Below are 19,089 nucleotides of genomic sequence, written 5' to 3'. Positions count from 1 at the left end.
CCGTTCAGCCTAGAGCGAGGTGAACGGTGCGATGGCCCGGCGCTTCGAGCGGGGCCGTCCAGGGGAACAGCATGACACGAACCATAGCGACGGTGGCGATGGCCGCCATGCTCCTGCCGGCGATGCCGGCGACGGCGCAGGTGGTGCCGATTCCGGTGCCGCCGTCCGCCGTCGTGGCGCCGCCGGTGGTCGTCCCGACGATCCCGCTGCCGCAATTGACCGACGCGCAGGCGACGCAGCTGGCGACATTGCTGTCGCGGGACACGCTGGCGCAGGGGCTCAGCCTTGCCGCGCCGCAGCCGATGGACGCCGCCGCCCGCGAGCGGCTGGTGCGCGACGCGCTCGACCATGCCCGTGCGGTCCATGCCGGACGGCTGGCGGAGGCGGATTTCCAGCGCGACTGGGGCCTGCGCCCGCCGACCTTCGATCCGCTGCCCGGCTTCGCCGATGCGGTGCGCCGCGACCGGATCGCCGCATGGTTCGCCGCGCTGCCGCCGCCCTATTCGGGCTATGACGGGCTGAAGGCGGGGCTGGAACGCTATCGCAGCATCGCCGCCGCGGGCGGCTGGCCGGCACTCGCCGCCGGGCCGGACCTCGGCATGGGCGCGAGCGGACCGCGCGTGCTCGCGCTGCGCAAGCGGCTGGCGGTCGAGGACACCGACGTCGCCGCCACCGGCAATTTCGACGCGAAACTGCTCGAATCGGTCCGCCGTGCGCAGCGTCGCTACGGCCTCAACCCGACCGGCACCGTGTCGACGCAGACGCTGGCGGCGCTCAACGTGCCGGCGCAGGCGCGGGTGCGGCAGATCATGGCCAATATGGAGCGCTGGCGCTGGTTGCCGCAGGACCTGCCGCGCGACCGCATCCAGGTGAACATCGCCGCCGCGGTGCTGACGGTGTTCGATGGCGACCAGCCGGTGATGTCGATGCGCGCGGTCACCGGACGGCCGGGCGACGAGACGCCGATGCTGTCCTCGACCATCCACAGCGTCGTCATCAACCCGCCGTGGAACGTGCCGACCTCGATCGCGACCAAGGAGCTGTGGCCGAAGGAAAAGAAGAGTCCCGGCTATTTCCGGCGCAACGGCTTCCGCGTCATCGATGGCACCCGCCTGCAACAAAAGGCGGGCGACCAGAGCGCGCTCGGCCGCTACAAGTTCGACTTCGACAATGCCTTCTCGGTCTACCTCCACGACACGCCGTCGCGGGCGAAGTTCGCGAGCTTCAGCCGGCTCGCCAGCCACGGCTGCGTCCGGCTGGAAAAGCCCGCCGACCTTGCGCAGCTGCTGCTGAAGGGCGATCCCGCCTGGACGCCGGAGGCGATCGCCGCGACCGTCGACAAGGGCGATACCGTGCGGGCGCGGCTGATGAAGCCGGTGTCGGTCTACCTGCTCTACTGGACCGCTTTTGCCAGCGGCAACGGCCAGATGAATTTCCGTGACGATCCCTATGGATGGGATGCAACGTTGGCGGCGAAGATCGAGGCGCGCTCGGCGAGCCAGATGATCGCGGCACGGTGAAAGGGAGCGTGATGCGTATGCGTATGATGAAGACCGGGGCGGCGCTGGCCGCCGGATTGCTGCTGCTGGCGGCCTGTTCGCGGTCCGAGCCCGAACAGCCTCTCGACGAGAACATGACGGAGCAGGCGCCGATGGACGAGGCGACGCCCGATGCGCCGCCCTCGGCCGAGCCGACGGAGACGCTGCCGCCGACGGTCGACGCCAACACCGCCGCGATCGACGTGCCGCCGGAAGCGCCGGTGGCGCCGGATGCGCAGATGATCGAGGATGCCGACGCCACCGGCATGACCTCGCGCGTGTCGCGCGACGAGGCGCCGGCGGGCAACGACCAGACGCCGCAGTAACCACGGCCGGTCGGGTATGACGATGCTGTCGCGCCGCACGTTCCAACGCGGGTGCGGGGCCTTGCTGCTGGCGGGGCTGGCCGCGCCGATCGCGCCGGCGGACGCGGTGACGCGGCCCGTGTCGGCGATCGTGATGGATGCAAGCGACGGCAGCATCCTGTATGCGGCAAACGCCGGGATCGTCCGGCGGCCTGCTTCGCTTACCAAGATGATGACTTTGTTCCTGACGTTCGACGCGCTCGACGCGGGGACGCTGCGGCTCGGCGATGCTGTGCGGATCTCGCGCTATGCCTCGCGGCAGCCGCCGTCGCGCATCGGGCTGGCGCCGGGCGCGACGATGACGGTCGACCAGGCGATCCGCGCGGTCGCGGTGGTGTCGGCGAACGACGTCGCCGTCGCGCTTGCCGAAACGGTTGGCGGGACCGAGGACCGGTTCGCCCGGATGATGACCGCCAAGGCGCGCGCGCTTGGCCTCGAGGATACCTCTTTCACCAATTCGACCGGCCTGCCGGGCGCAAACCTGACCACCGCGCAGGACATGGCGCGGCTGTCGCTGGCGCTGCAACGCGACCATCCGCGGCGCTATGCGGTCTTCGCGACACGCAGCTTCAGCTGGGGCGGGCGGACGGTGCAGAACCACAACCACCTGCTCGGCGCCTATCCGGGCGCGGACGGCCTCAAGACCGGCTATACCGCCGAGGCCGGCTTCGCGCTGGCGGCGTCCGCCAAACGCGGCGATCGCCGGCTGATCGCGGTCGTGATCGGCGAACGCTCGGTCCAGCTCCGCGACCGCCTCGTCGCTAAGCTGCTGACCGAAGGCTTCGGCCGCGCCGCGCCGTTGCCACCCCCGCCACCGCGGGCCATCCCCGATACGCTGGAGGAATGGCTGGGGAACGGCGGGGCGTTGCCGGCGGACTGATCTTTGTGATGCCGAGAGGTTTTCAGGTTCACGCGAAGCCGCGGAGAAGGGGATTCACGCGGAGACGCGGAGACGCGGAGAAGAAAAGGCAAAGATTCGCGCAGAGGCGCAGAGGATGTTGCGCCGCAGGCAATCTCATCCTGCGCTCGCCACTGCGGCCTGATAGAAAGCAGCTGCGCTGCGCCAAATGATCTCTGCGTCCTCCGCGTCTCCGCGTCTCCGCGTGAATCCCCCTTCTTCGCGGCTTAGCGTCTTCGCGTGAACCCATCCTCGCGCAAACCCAACTAACGCCGCGCCGCCCGCCCTCCGAACGTCGGCAGGCTCTCGCTGCCATCCGCCGCCAGCGCCGACACCGCAAAGAAGGTATCGTCCACCGGCACCTCCCGCACCACCGCCTCGCTGCCCTGCACGTCGCGCGATTTGGCCCAGGCCGCGGTGTCGTTGGCACGCCAGCGGATGCGATAGCCCGCCGCGTCCGGCACTGGCGTCCAGCTTACCTTGGTATCGCGCGACAGGTCGCCGACCAGGGTGACGTTCGCAGGGGCAGCGGGGGCGGCGGCGAGGCTGGCGATCGTTGCGGCGTTGATCGCCGTCACCTTCGCCAGATAGGCGAAATCCATTCCCTCGATCGTGTCGCCATAGACCGTTCCGTTCTCGGTACGCAGGTCCTGATGCTGGCGATCCCAGTTTTCCGCGCCGACCGAGAATCGCACCGCGGGATAGCCGCGCTTGAGGAACGGTTCGTGGTCGCCGCCGCGTCCGAAGCGATCGGGACGGCGGTCGATCACCACGTCGAAGCCGCCGGGGATCGCATCGGCGATGCCGTCGATCGTCTTGGCGAGCGCGCGGCTGGGGCCGTCGTCCTCGCCGCCCTCGCCGCGGCGACGCTGCTGCCCGGGCATGTCCTCGACCGCGCGGATGCCTTCGGAAAAGACGCGGACGCGGCCCGCATCGCGCACGCCGCCCTGGCCGATCGAATTGCCGACGATGTCGTTGTTGAGCATCGCGGTGACGGTCCAGCCCCGCGTCGCGGCGGTGTCGGCGAGCAGCTCCGCCCCCCACAGCCCCTGTTCCTCGGCGGAGAAGGCGACGTAGACGATCGTCGCATCGAACCGGCGCTTCGACAGCAGCCGCGCGGTTTCCAGCACCAGCGCCACGCCCGACGCATCGTCGTTGGCGCCCGGCGCGTCGCTGGTCGCGTCCATCACGTCGGTGACGCGGCTGTCGATATGCCCGCCGATGATGACAACGCGGTCGGGATCGCGGCCGCGCTGGATGCCGAGCACGTCCTCGACGACGACGCCACCGGGTGCGCGCGGCCCGGTGAAGCTGCGGCTGATCCGTTCGACCTTGATGCAGCCACCGCAGTCGCGCCCGATCGCCTCGAACTGCTTCGCTGCCCAGTTGCGCGCCGCACCGATGCCGCGCTTCGGATCGGTGGTCGACGACAGGGTGTGCCGCGTGCCGAAGCCGACCAGCGCGGTGACGCTCGCCTTCAATCGGGCGGGATCGGGGGAGGGGGCCGCGGCGGTGGCGGCAGCGGCGGCGAGGAGCGGGAGGATCAGCATGGCATGGCGGTGTGGCGCGTCGCGCCCGTCCGCTCAAGCCCCTGATTTAGCCGATCAATGCGTGCAGCGACTCTGGTCGCCGAGCCGCGCCGCGACTAGATCGATGACCCCGCTCAGCTGCGCGGCGGCGATTCCTTCGTCGAGGTCGTCCAGCGTGCTGAGCGCGCGGGTCAGCAGGTCGAGCGCCCGGATGTAGGGCATCGGCGGCGAAAGATTGGTGGACATGCAAGATTATACGATCCGCATACGGGAAAATGCAAACGATTTCATTGTCCTGCGCCGACCGCGCGTCAGCTCAGACGGTCGATCGCCTCGCGGGTCAGCGATCCCGGTATGATCATCACCGGGACGGGCAGGGCACCGGCGTCCGACCCGGCGAAATGCGTGACGAGCGTACCCGGCGATCCCGCCGGCGCGGCGCCCAGCACCAGCGCGGCGATGTCCGGGTTGGCGGCGATGATCTCGCGGATGATCTTCGGCCCGTCGCCCTGCCGCACGGTGATCGACGGCTTCAGCCCCGATTCGCTGACCAGCGTCCCCGCCGCGGCGGACACCAGCCCTTCGGCGTGGAGCAGCGCCTCTTCCTCGATCGTCGCCTGCACGCCGCCGAAGGCGATAAACTCCTGCGGCGGGATCAGGGTCAGGATTTCGACGCCGCCGCCGGTCTTCACCGCCCGGCGTGCGGCGAAGCGCAGCGCGATCTCCGCTTCCGGACTGTCGTCGACCACCACGAGGTATATGCGCATGTTTTGCCCCTTTTCCGTTACGTGGTCCGCGCCTTCGGCCCGTGCAAGGCTTGACCCCCCGCGCGTAGGGCGCGAAGGGAGCGACCTGCTCCCCAGGCAAGAGGACCTGCATGTCGATCGAGATCAAGATGCCCGCGCTGTCGCCGACGATGGAAGAGGGTACGCTCGCCAAGTGGCTCGTCAAGGAAGGCGACACCGTCAAGAGCGGTGACATCATGGCCGAAATCGAAACCGACAAGGCGACGATGGAATTCGAGGCGGTGGACGAAGGCGTGATCGCCAAGATCCTGATCGCCGAAGGCACGGACAATGTGAAGGTCGGCGCGGTTATCGCGATCCTGGCCGAAGAGGGCGAGGACGCATCCTCGGTCAGGGCGCCGGCGAAGAGCGAGACGCCCGAACTCGCCGATCCCGAATTCAAGGGCCGTCCCGATCCGAAGGACCCCAACGCGACCGGCGACGAGGCGAAGCCCGCCCAGCGCGACGTGACCGAGGCGGAGGATCACGGCAAGCCTGCCGATGCTGGCGCGGCCCCGGCTCCGGCTCAGTCTGGCGATCGCGTCAAGGCGAGCCCGCTCGCGCGCCGCCTCGCCGCCGAAAAGGGTATCGAGCTGTCCGGCCTGAGCGGGTCGGGTCCGAATGGCCGCATCGTCAAGGCGGACGTCGAGGGTGCGAAGCCCGGCGCGGCTGCACCGGCGGCTGCGAAGAGCGAGTCGGCCCCGACCGCCGCGGCCGCACCGGCGCCCGCCGCCAAGCCCGCTGCCGTGCCGGACATCCCGCACGAGGCGACCAAGCTCAGCAACATGCGCAAGACGATCGCGCGCCGCCTGACCGAATCGAAGCAGACGGTGCCGCACATCTACCTGACGGTGGATATCCAGCTCGACGCGCTGTTGAAGTTGCGCGGGGAGCTCAACGCGTCGCTGGAAAGCCGTGGCGTCAAGCTGTCGGTCAACGACATGCTGGTGAAGGCGCTGGCGCAGGCGCTGATCGCGGTGCCCAAGTGCAACGTCATGTTCACGCCCGACCAGCTCATCAGCTTCAAGCGCGCGGACATCTCGGTCGCGGTATCGACGCCGTCGGGCCTCATCACGCCGATCGTCGTCGGTGCGGATACCAAGAGCCTGTCGGCGATCTCGAACGAGGTGAAGGACCTTGCGGCCCGCGCCAAGGAGAACAAGCTGAAGCCCGAGGAATTCCAGGGCGGCACCGCGTCGATCAGCAACATGGGCATGTTCGGCATCAAGCAGTTCGAAGCGGTCATCAATCCGCCGCAGGGCATGATCATGGCGATCGGCGCCGGTGAGAAGCGGCCGTATATCGTTGACGGCGAGCTGGCCGTCGCGACCGTGATGTCGGCGACCGGCAGCTTCGATCACCGTGCGATCGACGGGGCCGACGGGGCCGAGCTGATGAAGGTGTTCAAGGCGCTGGTCGAGCGGCCGCTCGGCATGCTCGCCTGAGGCAGGCGTGGCGCGGACAACCGTCGAACTGCTGCACATCGTCGCCGGGCTGGTCGCGGCCGCGGCGATGACCTGGGCGGCGGCATGGTCCTATCCGCTGGGCTATGAGGTGATCTGGTGGTGCGGTGCGGCGGCGATGCTGGCAACGGTGCTGATGGGCGTCGGTCCGCTGCGCCGCGCCCGCGCGATCGACCGGAGGCGCGCATGACGGCTCTGCCCGACGTCGCACCGACGATCCGCGTCACCGCAATGCCCGCCGACGCCAACCCCTACGGCGACATCTTCGGCGGTTGGCTGATGGGGCAGATGGATCTTGCCGCCGGATCGGTCGCCTCGCGCCATGCCGGCGGCCGGGCGGTGACGATCGCCTGCGATGCGATGAAGTTCCATGCCCCCGTCCTGGTCGGCGACGAGGTGTCGGTCTATGCGCGGCTGACCGCGGTCGGCAACACCTCGATGACGATCGAGGTCGAGGCATGGCGCCGCGCCCGCCACGCCAACGACGCCTGCAAGGTGACGCAGGCCCGCTTCATCTTCGTCGCCACCGACGAAAACCGCGCACCCCGCCGGGTCGCGCCGCTCTCCTGACATTCGTGTTGAACCTCCCCCGGTAAGGACCTCGCAACGTGGCTGATACCTTCGACCTCCTCATCCTCGGCTCCGGCCCCGGCGGCTATGTCGCGGCGATCCGGGCTAGCCAGCTCGGCCTCAAGGTCGGCATCGTCGAGCGCGAGCGCCTGGGCGGCATCTGTCTCAACTGGGGCTGTATCCCGACCAAGGCGCTGCTGCGCACGTCCGAAGTCTATCATTACATGACCCATGCCGACGCCTACGGGCTGAAGGCCGACAATGTCGGCTTCGACCTCGGCAAGATCGTCGATCGCAGCCGCAAGGTCGCGGGCCAGCTCAATGCCGGCGTCAAGGGTCTGATGAAGAAGAACAAGGTCCAGGTCTTCGAGGGCGTCGGCGCGCTCACCGGGGCCGGCAAGTCCGGGGGCAAGCTGCAGGTCAAGCAGGGCGACAAGACGATCGACCTCGAGGCGAAGCATATCATGGTCGCCACCGGCGCGCGTGCCCGCGACCTGCCGTTCGCCAAGGCCGACGGCAAGCGCATCTGGACCTATCGCCACGCGATGGTGCCCGAAGTGATGCCGACCAAGCTGCTGGTCATCGGATCGGGTGCGATCGGCGTGGAATTCGCCAGCTTCTACAACGACATGGGTGCCGACGTCACGATCGTCGAAATGCTCGACCGCATCCTGCCGGTCGAGGATGCCGAGGTCAGCGAGTTCATGACCAAGGCGCTGACCAAGCAGGGGATCAAGATCCTCACCAAATCGGGCCTCGAAAAGCTGGAAAGCGGCGCCAATGGCGTCACCGCGGCGATCAAGGGGGCGGACGGCAAGGTCACCAGCACCGAATTCAGCCACGCCATCGTCGCGATCGGCATCGTGCCCAACACTGAGAATATCGGGCTCGAGGCGCTGGGCGTCGAAACCGACCGCGGCCACATCAAGGTCGACGGCTATGGCCGCACGAACGTCGAGGGCATCTACGCCATCGGCGACGTCACCGGTGCCCCGTGGCTGGCGCACAAGGCGAGCCACGAAGGCATCGTCTGCGTCGAGAAGATCGCCGGCCAGGACCCGCATCCGTTCGAGACGTGGAACATCCCCGGCTGCACCTACAGCCGCCCGCAGGTTGCCAGCGTCGGCTTTACCGAGGCAAAGGCCAAGGAAGCCGGTTATGAGGTGAAGGCGGGCAAATTCCCCTTCATCGGCAACGGCAAGGCGATCGCGCTCGGTGAGGCGGAAGGCTTCGTCAAGACCGTGTTCGACGCCAAGACCGGCGAATTGCTTGGCGCGCACATGGTCGGCGCGGAAGTTACCGAGTTGATTCAGGGCTATGTTATCGCCCGTCAGCTCGAAACCACCGAGCGTGAACTGATGGAAACCGTGTTCGCCCATCCGACGCTCAGCGAGATGATGCACGAGAGCGTGCTGGGTGCTTACGGACGCGCCATTCATTACTGAGGATCGTCCGTATCGGAGCAGTCTGAACGGGCGGCTCTTCAAGATCGATTGCCAATAGCAGAGTAACGCCCCACCCTCCGCCACGACTTTATCGAGTCGGAGGGGCGGGGGTTCTATGGTTTATCTGTTTTCGATACGGCATCGACTGGGCTTAGCCCTTGGTGTCGTTGCCTTATCTTCGGGCTGTGCGTCGTTTTCCGGTGCGCCGCGGCCGGTAATGCCTTTGAAGGGCATCGTCGCGCTTGCCGACATCAGCAGCTACCGGCTCGAAGAGGCGGCGAGCCGGGTAGAGAACGGCTCGGCAACGCGTGCGTATCGCGACGCCTTCATCACGGTCCATCTCGCCGCGATCGACGCGCGCTATTATGAATTTCGCGGCAAGCTGTCGGCCCAGTCCAAGAGTGCGAACCTCGGCCTCGAACTGGGTGTGCTCGCGCTGACCGGTGCCGGATCGGTGGTCACCACACCGCTCGCCAACATTCTGTCCGCCGGCGGCGCCGGATTGACCGGTACCAAGGCGGCGGTGAGCAAGGAAGTGTATTTCGAACGCGCCTTGCCGGCGATCATGGCCAGTATCGAGGCGCGGCGGATCGCGGCACGGGCGCCGATCCTCGCCGGGCTGGCCAAGGACGTTGCGGACTATTCGCTCGTGCAGGCGATCGCCGATCTGTTCGCCTACCAGAACAGCGCCAGCATCGATGGTGCGATCGGCCAGATCACCGCATCGGCGAACCGGGAGGTGGCCAAGGCGGAGGAATTGTACACCGACGTCACGCCGGCATGCAGCCGTCCTGACAAGGGCGTCGGCGGCGACTGGGACGATCTTGCGAGCGGCCTGGCCAAGCTCAAGCCCGGCACCGCCGCCGACGATCAGACGCTGATCTCGATCGGCAAGATGGTCGGTACCGATGTCGCATCGCCCGCCGTCCCGACGCTCGACGCGATCACTGACACGGTCGAGGCGACCTACTGCACGCGCAACGAAATGAAGGCGCTGATGGGCAGGATCAGCACGGCAACCGGAGTGACGTTCCCATGATCAAGCACAAGGCGTTCGCGGCATCGTGCAGCCTGGCCGAACTGGAGGCGGCGATGAACGAGCTCGACGGTCCGCGCAAGGCGCTGATCGGCATCGGCAATCAGGCCGGCGAGACGATCGGCAGCTATGACAAGGACAAGAAAGGGAACAGAAAGATCATCCTGCGGCCGGGCAAGCCGATCCCCGTGCCGCCGGGAACGGTGATCGACACCGACATCGTCTACATCACCGGACAGCTCCAGACCGTGACCGCCTATCGCGCCAGCGACGCGGATTAGCCGGTTCCGATCCTCACGCCGCCGCGCTGGTGCCCCATTGCCGCGCCGCCAGCGCGCGTGCTTCCTCGACCGGCAGCGGGCGGCCGAAATAATAGCCCTGCACCTTGGTACAGCCGAGATCCTGGACCATGCGATGCTCCGATTCGGTTTCCACGCCCTCCGCCGTCGTCGCCATCCCGAGGCTCTGGGCCAGCGCGACGACGGCGCGGATGATCGCGATCGCTTCCTTGACGCCTTTGGACGCACCCTGAACGAAGCTGCGGTCGATCTTGATCGACGAGAAGCGGGTGCGCGACAGATAGCCGAGCGAGGAATAGCCGGTGCCGAAATCGTCGAGGCTCAGCCGCACGCCGAGGTCGAGGATGCGCTCCAGCACCTTGGTCGCGCCGAGCCCCTCGTGCATGAACACGCTTTCGGTCACTTCCAGCTCGAGCCGTTCCGCCGACAGGCAGGCGTTGCTCAGCGCCGAGGTGACGACCGCGACGAAGCTCGGGTTCTGCAACTGGTCGGCCGACACGTTGACGGCGACGCGGACGTCGGACGGCCAGTTCGCCGCCTCGGCGCAGGCGGTGCGCAACACCCATTCGCCGATCGGCTGGATCAGCCGCGCCTCCTCGGCGAGCGGGATGAACTTCGCCGGCGAAACATTGCCGAACAGCGGGCTCGTCCAGCGCAGCAGCGCCTCGAACCCCTTGAGCCGCCCCGAACCGGCGTCGACGACCGGCTGGTAATGGAGATGCATTTCGCCCTTCTCGAGCGCCTGGCGCAAGGCCATTTCCAGCACGCGGCGCTCCTCGGCCTGGACGTGCAGCTCGGGCTCATAGGCATGGTAGACGCCGCGACCGGCATCCTTGGCGCGATAGAGGGCGAGGTCGGCGGAGCGGATCAGCATCTCCGCGGTACGCCCGTCGCGCGGGCCGATGGCGAGGCCGACCGACGCGCCGATGTACAGCGTGTGCGCATCGACCTCATAGGGGCGCGACAGCGTCTCGATGATGCGCTGCGCAAGGCCTTCGACCGCGGTGGTGTCGGTGGCGTCGCGCATGACTACGGCGAATTCGTCGCCGCCGAGCCGCCCGCACGTCTCGTTGTCGCTCATCAATCGGCCGAGCCGTTCGGCGACGCGGCTGAGCAGGCGGTCGCCGATCGGATGGCCGAGCGTGTCGTTGACCGCCTTGAACCGGTCGAGGTCGATCATCATGAACGCGCAGCGGCCACCCCATTTGTCCGCATCCGCCATCGCCCGGACCAACGTCTCGTTGACCATCAGCCGGTTGGGCAGGCCGGTCAGCGTGTCGAAGCGCGCCATCCGGTTGATCTTGTCGGCAGAGGCGCGCTGTTCGGTGACGTCGGATCCGACGCCGCGAAAGCCGCAGAACGTCCCCTTTTCATCGAAGCGCGGGCTGGCGGCGAGTTCCCACCAGCGCTCGTCGCCGCCGACATCGACCGGCAGCCGCAAGTCGCGGAAGCTTTCGCGCGTCTTCAGCTTGTCCGCGAGGTTGCGCAGGCCGGCGGAGAAATTGCCGGTATCCCACGCCGGGCCTGAGAGCACCTGCAGGAACGGGCGGCCCTCGATGGTGATCGGATCCAGTCCGCAGGCATAGGCGAAGCGCGGCGAGGCCTTGACGATCCGCCGGGCGGCATCGGTTTCCCACAGCCAGTCGGCATTGGTCGCCTCGAATTCGCGCAGCAGCAGGCTGACGGTTTCGTCGCGCTCGCCGAGCGCCATCTGGCTCGCGCGGATCACGACCAGCGAGCGGGCGCGGTTGAGGCAGATGACGATCAGCATGACCGTGAACAGCGACGTCGCCGCCGCGGCGGCATAGCTGCCCACCGTCACCAGCTTGCCGGTCACGGTCAGCCCGACGCCACCGACGAAGGCGATCGTCGCCAGCGCCAGCGGCGCCATCGCCACCGCGCCCGCGGTCATCAGCACCGACAGGATCATCCACAGGACATAGGCCGCGTTCGATCCCGGGTGCGTGTTGAACACCAGGCACGGGATCGACCAGGCGACCGCCAGCGCCAGCCCCTCCAGCACGGTCGCGCGGACATCGTCCTGCGTCGCATAGCCGCCGTCGCGATGGCGCGTGCCGAGCCGGCGGATCGCGACGGTGACCGAGACGATCCCGACCAGTGCCGCCCAGCCGGCAAGGATCGCATGCCCCACCTGCGCGGCGAACAGCGACACCGTCGCCGCCGCACCGATCAGGTTGGCGGCAAGCAGGAACAGGGCAGGGCGCCGGCCCGCATCCAGCTGCGTCGAGCGGATGCGCGCCCATTGCGCCGCATCCGCGCCGTCGCGCAGCCCGAGCAATTGCAGGAAATGGATCGCATGGGGATCCGACGCGGGCGATAAGGTCTTGCTCACGCGGCAGGATCTACTGCCACGAGGTTGATGGATGGTTAGCCGCGCCGGCTTTTACGTCCGATCCGGCGCTGCCTGCCGATCAGGCGGCGATGGCGTAGGGCTTGATGTCGCCGTTCAGGTACAGGTTGCGCGCCTTCGCCCGGCTCAGCTTGCCCGAGCTGGTGCGCGGCAGCGTGCGCGGCGGGATCAGCTCGATCACGCAGTTCATCCCGGTAACCGACCGTACGCGCTCGCGGATTTCCTCGCGCAGCCGCTGGCGTTCGGACGCGTCGCTGCTGCGGCACTGGACCAGCACCGCCGGCGTCTCCTCGCCACCCGGCGTGGTGATCGCGAAGGCAGCGATGTCGCCCGCCTTGAATCCGGGCAGCTGCTCCACCGCCCATTCGATGTCCTGCGGCCAGTGGTTCTTGCCGTTGACGATGATCATGTCCTTGGCGCGGCCGACGATGTAGATGTAGCCATTCGACATGTACGCCATGTCGCCGGTGTCGAGCCAGCCGTCCGCCATGCACGCCTCGGTCGCGGCGTCGTCGCGGAAATAGCCGACCATGACGCTCGGCCCCTTGCACCACAATTTGCCGATCGCGCCCTCGGGCAGGGGGGTGCCGTCCTCCTCGCGGATCTCGACCGCCATGTCGCGCACCGGCTTGCCGCAATTGACGATCGCGCGGAAGCGCTGCGGGCGCGGGCCGTCGTTGGCGGCGAGCGAATCGCCGCCGCCCGACAGCTGCGTTTCCTCGACCAGCTCCACCCGGATGCCCTCGCCCGGCGGCATCAGCGACACCGCCAGCGTTGCCTCGGCAAGGCCGTAGCTCGGCAGGAAGGCGCTTGCCTTGAACCCGGCGTCGGCGAAGGCGTCGACGAACGCCTGCATCACGTCGGGGCGGATCATGTCCGCGCCATTGCCCGCGACCCGCCAGCGGGACAGGTCGAAGCGGTCGCCCGCCTTGGTCTGCGACGACATACGGCGCGCGCAGATGTCATAGCCGAAGGTCGGCGAATAGCTCAGCGTCGTACCGTCGTGGCGCGAGATCATGTCGAGCCACGCCAGCGGGCGGCGGGCGAAATCCTCGGTCTTCAGGTAATCGGTCGATACCTGGTTGGCGATCGGCGACAGGAAGCAACCGACGAGGCCCATGTCGTGATACCAGGGCAGCCAGCTGACGCAGCGATCGGTGCCGTCGGCGGCGATCTCCATGCCGTGGCTGTGCGCCGCCAGATTGTTGAGCAGCGCATGATGCGTGATCGCGACGCCGTGCGGAAACCGCGTCGATCCGCTGGAATATTGCAGATAGGCGATCGCCTGACCGTCCGCCTGCGGCAACGCGACCGCCGCCGCCTCGCGCGTCGCAAATTCGGACCAGTCGATACCCTCGGTTCCGGCGAGGCGCGCCGCCTCTGCCGCCATCGCCGCCAGTTCGGGCGGGAAGATCAGCATCCGGGGGTCGCAGCTCGCCAGCTGGACGCGCAATTGCTCGATATAGGAATCGCGCCCGCCGAACGAGGTCGGCAGCGGCAGCGGCACCGGCCACGCGCCGGCATAGACGGTGCCGAAGAACAGGGCGGCGAATTCCGGCCCGGTTTCGGCGACCAGCGCGATGCGATCCTCGGGCTGCACGCCCGCCGCGATCAGGCGATGCGCCATGGCGACGGCGTCGGCGCGCAGCTCGGCGAACGGATAGGGGCGGGCGAGCGTGCCGCGCGCGTCGTGGAAGTTGAGGCCGCGCACGCCCTGCGCCGCATAGTCCAGCGCCTCGCCCAGCGTCGTGAAGTCGGCGTAGCGACGCGGCAGCTTGTCCAGCGTGGGCGTGGGCGTCAGCGAAGGCGCAGACTGCTCGGTCATCACATATTCCTGTTCACTCGTCGCGACCCGCGACTGTCGTCATCCTGCGCTATAACGCGCGATCGACGTTCTAAATCCGGTGCCAGTGTGGCAACAACATGGCCATGAGGCAGGAACGCCGCCCTCCACCGCCGCTCGACGCCGCCGCCCTCGAACGGCTGGCGCTGCGCTACGTCGAGCGGTTCGCGACGACGCGGGGCAAGCTCGCCGACTATCTGGGGCGCAAGATCCGCGAACGCGGCTGGTACGGCGAGGTCGCCGACCCCCGGGCGCTGGCGCAGCGGATGGCCGATCTCGGCTATGTCGACGACCGCCTGTACGCCGAGAGCAAGGCCGCCGCGCTGGGTCGCAAGGGGCTGGGCGCACGGCGGGTGACGATGGCGCTGCGCCAGGCGCATATCGAGCAGGCGGACGCCGACGACCTCGCGCCCGCCATCGCCGAACGCGCCGGGGAGGCCGCGATCGCCTTCGCCCGGCGCAAGCGGATCGGGCCGTTCGGGATGCCGACCGAAGACCGGGCGGTACGCGACAAGCAACTCGCCGCGATGCTGCGCGCCGGCCATGGTTTCGAACGGTCGCGCCGCATCGTCGTCGCGCAAAGCGAAGAAGAACTGGATGAATTGGAGTAAACAGTCCTTTCGCAATTGCAGCAGCGACGAACCGTGCTAGCGTAGCGTTAACAGGGGTAGAGTCATGCGTAGCGAGCCGCAACGGGAGGGCGACGAGCGGGACGACGGGGTCATGCCCGGCGCCACTGCCGCCACACGCGCGCCGGACGGCGACGACCAGGGCGTGGTCGCCGTGTCGGGCGTCATCAAATGGTTCGACGTGACCCGCGGCTTCGGCTTCGCGGTGGCGGACGACGCCGGCGTCGGCGACGTCCTGATCCATTTTTCCGTCCTGCAACCGCACGGCCGCCGCAGCCTGCCCGAAGGCGCGCGGGTCGAGACGCTGTCGGTGCAGCGCGGTCGCGGCTATCAGGCGCGCGAGGTGGTCGCGATCGACCTCAGCAACGCGGTCGAGGAGCCGGTGCGGCCGCCGCGCGTCACCGACCGGATCGATCCGGTGACGCTGATCGATGCTGCCGGCGACTATGAGGGCGTCGCGGTCAAATGGTTCAACCGGCTGAAGGGCTATGGTTTTCTGGTCCGCGACCGCGACGACAGCGACGTGTTCGTGCACATGGAGACGTTGCGCCGCGCCGGCATCGCCGCCATCGAACCCGAACAGCGATTGCGCGCGCGCATCGTCGACGGGCGCAAGGGACCGCTGGCGGTGAGCGTCGAACAGGATTGAGCGGGTGACGGCGATGATGGCGACGGCGGGGGCGGCGAGGACGGCGAAGGCGGTGGGGGCGGCGACGGCCGCGGCGCTGCTGCTGATGGCGACCGGGGCCTGTTCGGGCGGTGACGGCGGCAATGCCGGGCAGGCGGCGGACGCCAGCACGCGGTTGCCGGTGACGATCGCCGGGGCGGGTGGCAGCCATGTCTTCCTGGTCGAACGCGCGGTGACCGCGGCGCAGCAGGCGCAGGGCCTGATGTACCGCACCGACCTGACGCCCGACGGCGGCATGCTCTTCCATCCCTATCCCGCCGGCGGCGGCGCCCCGCGCGAGGCGAGCTTCTGGATGAAGAACACGCCCACCCCGCTCGACATCCTCTTCATCCGCGCCGACGGCACGATCGCGACGATCGCCGAGAACACCGTCCCTTATTCCTCGACCGAGGTGAAATCCCGCGAACCCGTCGCCGCAGTCCTCGAGATCGTCGGCGGCCGCGCCGCCGAACTCGGCATCGCCGAGGGCGACCGGGTGACGTGGGCGAAGTAGCGGCACTCGTCTAAGGGTCACGGCGTGATGGCGTTGCAGGCATCGTCATTTGGGGGGCGGAAACGTCTGGAGGTGGTCGTGAACTGCTCATCCGCTCTTTGGGGGGAAGCGGACATAAGCCGCTCCCCTGTCAGCCGAAGTAGTAGAAACCCGCCAACTTGCTTCGGGGGACGATAATCGCAACGCCTTCGCCGCCGTTAATCACCTTGTAGAAAGCGCCGGGGCGTTTCAGCCAACCCGGCAGGTCGCCGAGCGGTTCGTCGCCACTATCGGTGCAGCCGCCGAACGCGCTCTTGTAGAACGTTTTTTCTCCATCCGTGGCGATAGGTGTTTTCTTCCAGCCAGTGGGCGCCTTCAACTCAACACCGTTCTTTGACGTTTTTAGTGGGAACGTGCGGCTGGCAGCTCTGTCAGTAATCTCGATGATCATGGCCTCGCAAGTCTCTCGAAACCCGCCGCCACTGCCGGCAAACAGCGTCCGCTTCACTTCCAGCCCTGCGGGAAAACGATCCGACGGCCATTTGGATGAGCAGGCCGGCAGAAGCGCGATAACAGCTGCCAGCGCGATACTTCGTCCTGAAAGGTCCACTCGCCGCTCCCCAGTTGTTTTGCTTCCCGTAAGGGGGGAAGCTTAATGCCTGGTTGTGGGCGGAAGCGGACCGTTCGCTTCCGGTGGAGGACGGACGTTGCATCAAGTGCCCGCTCCGGTAGTCTAAAGGCGTGGAGATGGACGAGCTACGCAGCCGATTGGCGGTCATCCTTGCTGTTGAAGAGCGAGAGCCTACCGATTGGCTTGAAGTGGAACGGCTAGCAAGCGAGCTTCAGCGGAAACTGCCAATCGACGCCACGCCGGAGGCTGTGCACCACTACCTTGACGACGCTGACATTCGCTCCCGCGACGATGCATACGGGGCACGTCAGAGGAAGGAGGTGCGCCGGTATGTGGATCTCGGAGAATATGACGACGGCAGCCCCATCCCATGGTGGGGCTGCGCTTTGGTGCTTTTTACCGGCGCGGGCGTCGTCAAGTGGCTGCTGCTATAGTCGTGCGAATGTCCGTGAGTGGGCGGGTGCGGAATGTCCGCTGTTGGGCGTGGCCGGACATACTTTAAGCTGTGTAGGGTTATCTCGCTTACGAATGTGCCGTCGTCGCCAGCCCAATGGCGCCATCTCCGCCAACGCGCCTCGACATCCCCCGGGGCGAACGGCTCAGACGCCACCGTGTCCGGCGCCACCGTGCCGATATCGCCGCCTCCGATTCAGGGAATGCAGCCGCGGCCCATTCGCTATGTCCTACACCGTGCCGTCTGATTCGTCTCGATACGGCGCCGACGCGTCATCCCACGACCGGAAACGACAAAACCGGATCGTCTCCTCCGGCGTATTGATGGCGTCCAGCTCGTTGCCGCACGTCGGCTTTCCGTCCCCCACGCCATCCACCCGAAACGATCGCGTCGATCCCCGGTTGAAGGGCGCGCGCGAGACGGGTAAGCGCAGGGCATTATGGGCATCAACCTCAATCCGTTCACCTGGTGGTCCGGCGCATCCTGGGGCACGATGCTCTATGGCCTGCGCGGCATGAAGCAGATGGGTACCGACGCGCTCGGCAACGTCTATTACGAAGGCGGCAAGGACGGCGGCGGCCGGGTCCGTCGCTGGGTGATCTACGAGGGCGCGAACGACGCCAGCCGCGTGCCGCCGGTGTGGTTCAGCTGGCTGCACCATCATATCGACGACGTGCCCGATCGTGCGCTGCCGCCGGTGCGTGCGTGGCAGAAGCCGGCGGTGCCGAACATGACCGGCACGCCGCTCGCCTATCGCCCCTCGGGCTCGTTGGAAAAGGGCGGCAAGCGTGCCGCCGCCACCGGCGATTACGAGGCGTGGACGCCCGAAGGGTGATGAAGCGCTGGCTCGCCGCCGGCGTGCTGCTGGTGGCGCTGGTCGTGGCGGGGGTGCTCGGTTATCGCGCGCTGCATCGCACCGACACGGGCGGGCAAGGCGTCGTCGCGCAGGACCTGACGCCGGGCGACGTCGCGCCGGCGGAGGCGATCGAGACGATCGCGTCGAGTGACGTCGCGCTGCCGACCGGCGGGACGCCGATGGCGGAGCGGGTCGCGGTGGTCGGGCTGCTCAACAAGCGCAATGGCGTCAGCCGCGACCTGACGCTGAAGCCGGGGCAGGCGGTGCGGGTCGGCGATGCGATCGTCCGCCTGCGCGCGTGCGAACATACCGCGCCCTGGGAGCAGGACCAGCTGACCGGCGCTTTCGTCCAGCTCGACGTCCGCGGCAGCGACCGGCACTGGCGGCGCGCCTTCTCGGGCTGGCTGTTCCGCGAGCGGCCGGCGCTCAACGTCGTCCAGCACCCGGTCTACGACGTCTGGACCAAGAGCTGCACGATGTCCTGGCCGGCGACCGGCCCCGATACGACCTCGGTAGGAGCCGGTGGTGGCGATGCGGCGGGTCGTTCGAGTGCGAAGAAATCCCCCGTCCCTGCCGCGGATCGCACCGATGCGGCAGCCGAACCGGCTCCGCCGTCCAGCGCCCCGGCCAGCAACGCGCAATAATCCGCGCGGTCGATCTCCACCGCGCCCAGCGAGGCGAGGTGGTCGGTCATGAACTGGCAGTCGAGCAGGGTGAAACCGCCCGCCTTCAGCCGCGCGACCAGCCAGGCGAGCGCGACCTTCGAGGCATCGGTGCGGCGGCTGACCATCGATTCGCCGAAAAAGGCGCGGCCGAGCGCGAGGCCGTAGAGCCCGCCGACCAGTTCCTCGCCCTCCCAGCATTCGATCGAATGCGCGAAGCCCAGCCGGTGGAGAGTGGTGAACACCCGCTCGATGTCGGTGTTGATCCAGGTTTCCGGCCGATCTTCCGCGCTTTCGGCGCACAGCTGGATGATCCGTTCAAAGGCGGTGTCGGCGGTGACGCGGAAGCGGTCGCGGCCGATCGTCTTGCGCAGCGACTTCGACAGGCGGAACCCGTCGATCGGCAGGATCGCCCGGGTGCGCGGCTCGACCCAATAGACGCCGCCCGCGTCGCGATGGTCGGCCATCGGGAACACGCCCACCGCATAGGCACCGAGCACGAGTTGCGGATCGAGCATGTCCATCGTCCGGCGAACGTGGCGTCCGGTCGCGGCG

21 protein-coding genes and 1 pseudogene are annotated in these 19,089 nt (G+C 67.9%); 15 read left to right on the top strand and 7 right to left on the bottom strand.

Annotated elements, in window-relative coordinates; genetic code table 11:
• Positions 1-98: 98 nt before the first annotated feature.
• The 3 genes from AC1RTO_RS12280 to AC1RTO_RS12270 are packed head-to-tail and all read left to right on the top strand — an operon-like array spanning position 99 to position 2,783.
• Entirely contained in the window at positions 99-1,520 is a 1,422-nt protein-coding gene (locus AC1RTO_RS12280) for a L,D-transpeptidase family protein (RefSeq protein WP_493161114.1), read from the top strand.
• Positions 1,521-1,531: 11 nt separating this feature from the next.
• Complete coding sequence (locus AC1RTO_RS12275; protein WP_493161113.1) at positions 1,532-1,864, top strand: hypothetical protein; 333 nt, start codon at positions 1,532-1,534, stop codon at positions 1,862-1,864.
• Positions 1,865-1,880: 16 nt separating this feature from the next.
• Positions 1,881-2,783 carry a D-alanyl-D-alanine carboxypeptidase family protein gene (locus AC1RTO_RS12270; protein ID WP_493161112.1) on the top strand — a complete coding sequence of 301 codons (903 nt, stop codon included), beginning with the start codon at positions 1,881-1,883 and terminating at the stop codon, positions 2,781-2,783.
• A 284-nt stretch (positions 2,784-3,067) separates the two neighbouring features.
• Here the strand turns inward: AC1RTO_RS12270 and AC1RTO_RS12265 are convergent, their stop codons facing one another.
• The 3 genes from AC1RTO_RS12265 to AC1RTO_RS12255 all read right to left on the bottom strand — a co-directional run bounded on the left by AC1RTO_RS12265 (position 3,068) and on the right by AC1RTO_RS12255 (position 5,097).
• Positions 3,068-4,351 carry a M20/M25/M40 family metallo-hydrolase gene (locus AC1RTO_RS12265; RefSeq protein WP_493161111.1) on the bottom strand — a complete coding sequence of 428 codons (1,284 nt, stop codon included), beginning with the start codon at positions 4,349-4,351 and terminating at the stop codon, positions 3,068-3,070.
• Between the two features lie 54 nt (positions 4,352-4,405).
• The gene (locus AC1RTO_RS12260; protein ID WP_493161110.1) at positions 4,406-4,576 is read right to left on the bottom strand and encodes a hypothetical protein; all 171 of its coding nucleotides are present in this window, start codon (positions 4,574-4,576) and stop codon (positions 4,406-4,408) included.
• Between the two features lie 65 nt (positions 4,577-4,641).
• Positions 4,642-5,097 (bottom strand): universal stress protein, encoded by a 456-nt coding sequence (locus AC1RTO_RS12255; protein ID WP_293873146.1) that lies wholly within the window; start codon positions 5,095-5,097, stop codon positions 4,642-4,644.
• A 110-nt stretch (positions 5,098-5,207) separates the two neighbouring features.
• Here AC1RTO_RS12255 and AC1RTO_RS12250 point away from each other — a divergent pair, with 110 nt between their 5' ends.
• The 6 genes from AC1RTO_RS12250 (at position 5,208) to AC1RTO_RS12225 (ending at position 9,910) form a co-directional block, all read left to right on the top strand.
• A complete protein-coding gene (locus AC1RTO_RS12250) occupies positions 5,208-6,560 on the top strand; it encodes a pyruvate dehydrogenase complex dihydrolipoamide acetyltransferase (protein ID WP_493161109.1) in 1,353 nt (450 codons plus the stop codon).
• Between the two features lie 7 nt (positions 6,561-6,567).
• The gene (locus AC1RTO_RS12245; protein WP_293873142.1) at positions 6,568-6,768 is read left to right on the top strand and encodes a hypothetical protein; all 201 of its coding nucleotides are present in this window, start codon (positions 6,568-6,570) and stop codon (positions 6,766-6,768) included.
• Entirely contained in the window at positions 6,765-7,148 is a 384-nt protein-coding gene (locus tag AC1RTO_RS12240) for an acyl-CoA thioesterase (RefSeq protein ID WP_493161108.1), read from the top strand. Before AC1RTO_RS12245 ends, AC1RTO_RS12240 begins: the two co-directional genes overlap by 4 nt.
• Positions 7,149-7,186: 38 nt before the next feature.
• Entirely contained in the window at positions 7,187-8,593 is a 1,407-nt protein-coding gene (gene lpdA / locus AC1RTO_RS12235) for a dihydrolipoyl dehydrogenase (protein WP_493161107.1), read from the top strand.
• A gap of 217 nt (positions 8,594-8,810) precedes the next feature.
• Complete coding sequence (locus AC1RTO_RS12230; protein ID WP_493161106.1) at positions 8,811-9,632, top strand: hypothetical protein; 822 nt, start codon at positions 8,811-8,813, stop codon at positions 9,630-9,632.
• A complete protein-coding gene (locus AC1RTO_RS12225; RefSeq protein WP_493161105.1) occupies positions 9,629-9,910 on the top strand; it encodes a hypothetical protein in 282 nt (93 codons plus the stop codon). Before AC1RTO_RS12230 ends, AC1RTO_RS12225 begins: the two co-directional genes overlap by 4 nt.
• Before the next feature lie 13 nt (positions 9,911-9,923).
• Here AC1RTO_RS12225 and AC1RTO_RS12220 read toward each other — a convergent pair whose 3' ends face one another.
• Positions 9,924-12,281, bottom strand: coding sequence for a putative bifunctional diguanylate cyclase/phosphodiesterase (locus AC1RTO_RS12220; RefSeq protein WP_493161104.1), 2,358 nt, complete (start codon positions 12,279-12,281; stop codon positions 9,924-9,926).
• Between the two features lie 79 nt (positions 12,282-12,360).
• Entirely contained in the window at positions 12,361-14,124 is a 1,764-nt protein-coding gene (locus tag AC1RTO_RS12215; protein ID WP_493161103.1) for a fatty acyl-AMP ligase, read from the bottom strand.
• A gap of 98 nt (positions 14,125-14,222) precedes the next feature.
• Between AC1RTO_RS12215 and AC1RTO_RS12210 the strand changes: the two genes are divergently transcribed.
• The 3 genes from AC1RTO_RS12210 to AC1RTO_RS12200 all read left to right on the top strand — a co-directional run bounded on the left by AC1RTO_RS12210 (position 14,223) and on the right by AC1RTO_RS12200 (position 15,952).
• Positions 14,223-14,753, top strand: a complete 531-nt coding sequence (locus tag AC1RTO_RS12210; protein ID WP_493161102.1) for a regulatory protein RecX — start codon at positions 14,223-14,225, stop codon at positions 14,751-14,753.
• 64 nt (positions 14,754-14,817) lie between these two features.
• Positions 14,818-15,420, top strand: a complete 603-nt coding sequence (locus tag AC1RTO_RS12205) for a cold-shock protein (protein WP_493161101.1) — start codon at positions 14,818-14,820, stop codon at positions 15,418-15,420.
• A gap of 13 nt (positions 15,421-15,433) precedes the next feature.
• A complete protein-coding gene (locus tag AC1RTO_RS12200) occupies positions 15,434-15,952 on the top strand; it encodes a DUF192 domain-containing protein (protein ID WP_493161211.1) in 519 nt (172 codons plus the stop codon).
• A 130-nt stretch (positions 15,953-16,082) separates the two neighbouring features.
• On the opposite strand, the gene AC1RTO_RS12195 is transcribed toward AC1RTO_RS12200, so the two are convergent.
• Complete coding sequence (locus tag AC1RTO_RS12195) at positions 16,083-16,541, bottom strand: hypothetical protein (RefSeq protein ID WP_493161100.1); 459 nt, start codon at positions 16,539-16,541, stop codon at positions 16,083-16,085.
• 137 nt (positions 16,542-16,678) lie between these two features.
• On the opposite strand from AC1RTO_RS12195, the gene AC1RTO_RS12190 reads away from it, so the two are divergent.
• The 3 genes and pseudogenes from AC1RTO_RS12190 to AC1RTO_RS12180 form a co-directional block, all read left to right on the top strand.
• Positions 16,679-16,996, top strand: a complete 318-nt coding sequence (locus AC1RTO_RS12190; RefSeq protein ID WP_493161099.1) for a hypothetical protein — start codon at positions 16,679-16,681, stop codon at positions 16,994-16,996.
• Between the two features lie 459 nt (positions 16,997-17,455).
• Positions 17,456-17,851 (top strand): NADH:ubiquinone oxidoreductase subunit NDUFA12, encoded by a 396-nt coding sequence (locus tag AC1RTO_RS12185; RefSeq protein WP_493161098.1) that lies wholly within the window; start codon positions 17,456-17,458, stop codon positions 17,849-17,851.
• Positions 17,851-18,285, top strand: a pseudogene (locus tag AC1RTO_RS12180) (DUF2155 domain-containing protein); the annotation flags it as partial. The gene AC1RTO_RS12185 and the pseudogene AC1RTO_RS12180, both read left to right, overlap by 1 nt.
• Positions 18,286-18,320: 35 nt before the next feature.
• On the opposite strand, the gene aat reads toward AC1RTO_RS12180, so the two are convergent.
• Positions 18,321-19,058: a leucyl/phenylalanyl-tRNA--protein transferase gene (gene aat, locus AC1RTO_RS12175; protein WP_493161097.1), complete on the bottom strand. Its 738-nt coding sequence runs from the start codon at positions 19,056-19,058 to the stop codon at positions 18,321-18,323.
• Between the last annotated feature and the right edge of the window lie 31 nt (positions 19,059-19,089).

Source organism: Sphingomonas sp. GW821-FHT10F09 (assembly GCF_058809195.1).
Note: the sequence above shows the minus strand (reverse complement) of the source record. Positions and strands in the feature narration are given on the sequence as shown.

What these genes read in the sequence shown, in the direction of transcription:
- AC1RTO_RS12260 (WP_493161110.1), bottom strand. Translation starts at nt 4,576, where the DNA reads ATGTCCACCAATCTTTCGCCGCCGATGCCCTACATCCGGGCGCTCGAC.
- AC1RTO_RS12250 (WP_493161109.1), top strand. Translation starts at nt 5,208, where the DNA reads ATGTCGATCGAGATCAAGATGCCCGCGCTGTCGCCGACGATGGAAGAG.
- AC1RTO_RS12185 (WP_493161098.1), top strand. Translation starts at nt 17,456, where the DNA reads ATGGGCATCAACCTCAATCCGTTCACCTGGTGGTCCGGCGCATCCTGG.
- AC1RTO_RS12255 (WP_293873146.1), bottom strand. Translation starts at nt 5,097, where the DNA reads ATGCGCATATACCTCGTGGTGGTCGACGACAGTCCGGAAGCGGAGATC.
- AC1RTO_RS12225 (WP_493161105.1), top strand. Translation starts at nt 9,629, where the DNA reads ATGATCAAGCACAAGGCGTTCGCGGCATCGTGCAGCCTGGCCGAACTG.
- aat (WP_493161097.1), bottom strand. Translation starts at nt 19,058, where the DNA reads ATGGACATGCTCGATCCGCAACTCGTGCTCGGTGCCTATGCGGTGGGC.
- AC1RTO_RS12190 (WP_493161099.1), top strand. Translation starts at nt 16,679, where the DNA reads ATGGACGAGCTACGCAGCCGATTGGCGGTCATCCTTGCTGTTGAAGAG.
- AC1RTO_RS12265 (WP_493161111.1), bottom strand. Translation starts at nt 4,351, where the DNA reads ATGCTGATCCTCCCGCTCCTCGCCGCCGCTGCCGCCACCGCCGCGGCC.
- AC1RTO_RS12275 (WP_493161113.1), top strand. Translation starts at nt 1,532, where the DNA reads ATGCGTATGCGTATGATGAAGACCGGGGCGGCGCTGGCCGCCGGATTG.
- AC1RTO_RS12200 (WP_493161211.1), top strand. Translation starts at nt 15,434, where the DNA reads ATGATGGCGACGGCGGGGGCGGCGAGGACGGCGAAGGCGGTGGGGGCG.
- AC1RTO_RS12280 (WP_493161114.1), top strand. Translation starts at nt 99, where the DNA reads ATGGCCGCCATGCTCCTGCCGGCGATGCCGGCGACGGCGCAGGTGGTG.
- AC1RTO_RS12205 (WP_493161101.1), top strand. Translation starts at nt 14,818, where the DNA reads ATGCGTAGCGAGCCGCAACGGGAGGGCGACGAGCGGGACGACGGGGTC.
- AC1RTO_RS12240 (WP_493161108.1), top strand. Translation starts at nt 6,765, where the DNA reads ATGACGGCTCTGCCCGACGTCGCACCGACGATCCGCGTCACCGCAATG.
- AC1RTO_RS12230 (WP_493161106.1), top strand. Translation starts at nt 8,811, where the DNA reads ATGCCTTTGAAGGGCATCGTCGCGCTTGCCGACATCAGCAGCTACCGG.
- AC1RTO_RS12210 (WP_493161102.1), top strand. Translation starts at nt 14,223, where the DNA reads ATGGCCATGAGGCAGGAACGCCGCCCTCCACCGCCGCTCGACGCCGCC.
- AC1RTO_RS12270 (WP_493161112.1), top strand. Translation starts at nt 1,881, where the DNA reads ATGACGATGCTGTCGCGCCGCACGTTCCAACGCGGGTGCGGGGCCTTG.
- AC1RTO_RS12215 (WP_493161103.1), bottom strand. Translation starts at nt 14,124, where the DNA reads ATGACCGAGCAGTCTGCGCCTTCGCTGACGCCCACGCCCACGCTGGAC.